Origin of the sequence: Westiellopsis prolifica IICB1, from assembly GCF_004323185.1 — a bacterium.
In the GTDB taxonomy this organism is placed as follows: domain Bacteria; phylum Cyanobacteriota; class Cyanobacteriia; order Cyanobacteriales; family Nostocaceae; genus Pelatocladus; species Pelatocladus prolificus_A.
Genome location: NZ_NAPS01000002.1, coordinates 752,777 through 757,930, shown reverse-complemented (window position 1 = coordinate 757,930; position 5,154 = coordinate 752,777). Strand labels below are relative to the sequence as shown.

Annotated in this window: 2 protein-coding genes; both read right to left on the bottom strand. The window is 44.7% G+C overall.

What is annotated here, in order from left to right; genetic code table 11:
* Positions 1–459: 459 nt before the first annotated feature.
* Entirely contained in the window at positions 460–2,028 is a 1,569-nt protein-coding gene (gene ndhD1 / locus B4U84_RS17510) for a photosynthetic/respiratory NAD(P)H-quinone oxidoreductase subunit D1 (RefSeq protein ID WP_017310389.1), read from the bottom strand.
* A gap of 477 nt (positions 2,029–2,505) precedes the next feature.
* Complete coding sequence (locus B4U84_RS17505; protein WP_131119760.1) at positions 2,506–4,602, bottom strand: NAD(P)H-quinone oxidoreductase subunit 5; 2,097 nt, start codon at positions 4,600–4,602, stop codon at positions 2,506–2,508.
* Positions 4,603–5,154 lie beyond the last annotated feature (552 nt).

The following is a 5,154-nucleotide window of genomic DNA, read 5'->3' as shown; positions in this document are numbered from 1 at the left end:
CAAAAATCATTTCGGCGAGCGCAAGAATCATTTCGGCGAGCGCAAGAATCATTTCGGCGAGCGCAAGAATCATTTCGGCGAGCGCAAGAATCATTTCGGCGAGCGCAAAAAATTGTGTAGCTTGCTTCTCGCCCGTTGTGTGATACCATTTCACAAAAAATCTGATACAAATACAGATCCGTATAGACGCGATATATCGCGTCTGGTACAAAATTTATATGTATCGCGATTAACGTGAAATGGTATGAGAATTGCGAATTGGTATATAGCAATCCTAAATCATTCGTGAGAGGCCAGATCCCCGACTTCTCCTAGAAGTCGGGGATCTAAGATTCCGTGTTTTCTCACAACTCAATTAGGATTGCTGTAATACCATAAGTTTTGTTAACACAAAAAAGGGCAGGCATAAAACCCGCCCTTAAATTATCACTAAAGGTAAAAAACTTTATTTGTTTTACCTTACTCAATCTCCGGCGCACTTAATGACACTTCTGGTGTGATTTGTTGTGCCAGTGAAGGTACTGCATCACGCAATCTTTCTGTTAGCTGTACTGTTGTGGCATCGTAAACCTGAGTCAAAATCTTAGGATACAAACCAATGCCAATTATTGGTACTAACAAGCAGGCGATAATGAAGATTTCGCGGGGTTCGGCATCGATGAGTTTTTGGTGAGAAACTAACTCTTTGTTCTCTTCGCCGTAGAAAATTTCCCGCAGCATGGACAGTAGATAAATTGGCGTTAAGATAACACCAACTGCCATTAAGAACACCACAATAATTTTGAAGGTAGAGCTATAGGCGTCGCTAGTGGCAAAGCCAACAAAAATCATTAATTCTGCTACGAAACCACTCATTCCTGGTAATGCCAAAGAGGCCAAAGAACAAGTCGTCCACATAGCGAAAATCTTACCCATTTTCTTACCAACACCGCCCATTTCATCCAACATTAGGGTGTGTGTGCGGTCGTAAGTTGCCCCTACTAGGAAGAATAAACTTGCCCCAATCAACCCGTGGGAAACCATTTGCAACATTGCCCCATTCAAACCTAAATCTGTGAAGGAAGCAATACCAATGGTGACAAAGCCCATATGGGAAATTGAAGAGTAGGCAATTTTCCGTTTGAGGTTGCGCTGGGCGAAGGATGTTAAGGCAGCGTAGATAATATTAACTACCCCCAAAATTACCAATACAGGCGCAAAATAAGCATGGGCATCGGGAAGCATCTGGGCATTCATGCGAATCAAGGCATAACCGCCCATTTTCAACAAAATCCCAGCCAGCAACATATGCACTGGGGCCGTAGCTTCACCGTGGGCATCTGGTAGCCAGGTGTGGAGTGGGAAAATAGGCAATTTGACAGCGTAGGCAATCAAGAAAGCAGCATACAGCCATAATTGTAAATTTAGGGCGATATTTTTCGCCGCGAGCGATCGCATGTCAAAGGTGACTGTATCACCGTAAAATGCCATTGCTAAGGCTGCGACCAAAATAAATAGTGAACCGCCCGCAGTGTACAAAATAAATTTAGTTGCTGCATATTGACGCTTTTTACCTCCCCAAATTGCTAGCAGTAGGTAAACCGGAATTAATTCCAACTCCCACACCAGGAAAAACAACAGCATATCCTGGACGGCGAACACAGCAATCTGTCCGCCGTACATTGCTAGCAGTAAAAAGTAAAAGAGTTTTGGCTTGAGTGTCACAGGCCAAGCTGCTAAAGCTGCCAAGGTGGTAATGAATCCAGTCAAAATAATTAAGGGCATAGACAAACCATCTGCCCCTACTGACCAATTCAAATCCAGTTGTGGAACCCAAGGATAACTCTCAAACAATTGTAAATCGGGGTTAGAGAAATCATACCTAAGGTAGAAAGCAGTAACAATTAGTGCAAAATCTATCAGCCCAACAATCAGGGCATACCAACGTACTGTTTTGCCGTCTTTATCTGGCAAGACAGGGATGAGCAGCGATGCTGCTATAGGTAATAGGATGATTGTAGTCAGCCAGGGAAAATTAGCTGTATTCATGAAGTCGCTCTTAAGGTTCGGCTATCTGCTACTAGCTATTAACTAGCAGTTTTTTCGTGATTTGGTTGTTATTTGTTAGGTTGATTTAACAAAAATCAAAAAATATGAAGGCAGGTGATCCGCTTGTCCTGCCTTCATTTAAATAATCAGTTATCAGAGACGCGATGAATCGCGTCTGTACAATTATCGGTTAGCTAGAGACGCGATGAATTGCGTCTGTACAGTTATCGGTTAGCTAGAGATGCGAGGAATCGCGTCTGTACAATTATCGGTTAGCTAGAGACGCGATGAATTGCGTCTGTACAGTTATCGGTTAGCTAGAGATGCGAGGAATTGCGTCTGTACAGTTAGAGACGCGAGGAATTGCGTCTGTACAATTATCGGTTAGCACCGAAGGCAATGGTTATGGCTTTAATCTGCCGCCATTAGGCTATTGACTGATAACTGTCCACTGATAACTGTTCACTGATAACTGATTTAAGTGACACCAAAAACAATCACTAAGCCCAATACGGCTGCAAATACAATCAACGCGTAGAATTGAGCGCGACCGTTTTCGAGGTATTTCAAACCTTCGCCACTCACGAGGGTGAAAAAGCCTGTGAGGTTAACAGCACCATCAACAACACGGAAATCAACTTCCATGACTTGTCTAGCTAACCGACGCAAGCCCAGGACAAAGACTTGGTGGTAAATGTCATCGAAGTACCACTTGTTGAGGGACAGGTTGTAAAGTGGTTTGATTTTAGCAGCGATCGCCACCGGATTGATTTTACCCCACGAATACATCAAGGAGGCGATGGTAATGCCGATCAGGGAAATTGCTACCGAAGCACCTGCCATAATGTAAAACTCATGCAGGTCAACTTCAGCAGCTTTGGCTACCACTTCTTCAAGGGTTTCGTTGGGAGAGTAAATAAACTCCTCAAAGTAGTTACCAAAGGGCGTCCCCACTAAACCAATGAGTATCGAAGGAACTGCCAATACGACTAAAGGCAGGGTCATTGTCCAGGGTGACTCGTGGGGATATTCACTGTGACCGTGACCATGACCATGGTCATCGTGGTGTTCGGCGTGGGCTTCTAGTTCTCCTTTGGTCATTGCACCGGGGCCAAAAGCAGGAGTTCTTTCAAAGCCCGTAACTATGCCCATACCAATAGGAGATTTGAGTTTTTCCCATAACTGGGTTTTATTGCCCCGGAATTGACCTTCAAAGGTGGTGAAATACATCCGGAACATGTAAAAGGCGGTAATTCCTGCTGTTAGCCAGCCAATACCCCACAGCACCGGGTTTGAGGCAAATGCTGCACCAAGGATTTCATCTTTTGACCAGAAACCAGCAAAGGGCGGAATCCCGGAAATTGCTACACAACCAATAAAGAAGGTAATAGCTGTAATTGGCATATATTTCCGCAGTCCACCCATCAAGCGCATATCTTGTGCCAAATTGGGGTCGTGACCGACAACTGCTTCCATGCCGTGAATTACTGAACCAGAACCTAAAAACAGCATCGCCTTAAAGTAGGCGTGGGTCATTAGGTGGAAAAGTCCAGCGCTGTACGCTCCTACTCCCATAGCCATCACCATGTAACCAAGTTGGGAAATGGTGGAGTAAGCCAAGCCTTTTTTGATGTCGTTTTGAGTAATTGCGATGCTTGCCCCTAAAAAGGCGGTGAATGCCCCAGTGTAGGCAATTGTGTCCATTGCTGCTGGGACATGTTCAAAGACGGGGTACATCCGAGCAATCAGGAATACACCTGCTGCCACCATTGTTGCCGCATGGATTAAGGCAGAAATGGGTGTTGGGCCTTCCATAGCATCAGGTAGCCAGACATGCAGGGGAAATTGGGCAGATTTGGCTACTGGGCCTAAGAAGACCAAAATTGCAAACAGGGCTGCCAGTATATTGCTCAGAGAACCCGTGTGAACGAGTTCGGTGAGGCGATCGCCCATTATTTGAAAATCAAAGCTTCCTGTTGCCCAGAATAGCCCTAGAATGCCCAACAACAAACCAAAGTCACCTACACGGTTAGTGACGAAGGCTTTTTGGGCTGCGTCTGCTGCTGACTTGCGATCGTACCAGAAGCCGACCAGCAAGTAGGAACACATCCCTACCAGTTCCCAGAAGATATAAATTTGTACTAAGTTGGGACTGACTACCAGACCCAACATTGACGAGCCAAACAAGCTGAGATAAGCATAAAACCTGACATAGCCTGGGTCGTGGGCCATGTAGCCATCAGTGTAAACCATGACCAGGAAGGCTACCGTCGTCACAATCACCAGCATTAACGCTGTCAAGTGGTCAATTGTGTAGCCCATACTCAGATGAAAATTGCCAGCCGCAGCCCATTCTAAGGTATGGGTGTAAGGGGCGTGTCCTTGTAGTTGGCTCCACAATATGGCAAACGACAGCCCCATAGCCGCTCCCATTAAGGAAATAATCAATGCGGCATTGAGCTGTCGTAGGCGGTTAGTCACCTGATTTAAAGAAATTAATCCCAGCCCTACCAGCATTGCTCCGAGGAGGGGCAATACTGGGATTAGCCAGGCATATTGATAGATTACTTCCATCACTGACGCCTACTTTTAGAATTCTTCATGAGCAAGGATGAAGGCTCAAGGATTAAGGATGAAAGAATGCACTAGTTGCAAATGGCTGTTGAGAGTGTCAACAAAGAGGAACTTTCACACCTTATGTTATGGCGAAGTCTAGTCTGTGGAAACAGTACAAGTCTCGACATAACTAAGCAATTAAACATTTTTTCATACTTCAACCTACCTGCGGTCAGCCGCCCTAGTGGGCGTCTACATACTTCAGCCTTGAGTTGAGTAATTTGTCGATCTGTTAATAATTGTGACACACACCCTTTAGGATAAAATACCCCACCTGATACTGATTAGGTGGGGTAATTAAGTATAGTTTTAGATTTTGTCGTTGGTCATTGGTTATTGGTCATTGGTTATTGGTTATTGGTCATTGGTTATTGGTCATTGGTTATTTGTAATTTATCCATAGTCTATAGTCCAAAGTTTTGACCATTGACCATTGACCATTGACCATTGACCATTGACCATTGACCATTGACCATTGACCATTGACCATTGACCATTGACCATTGACCA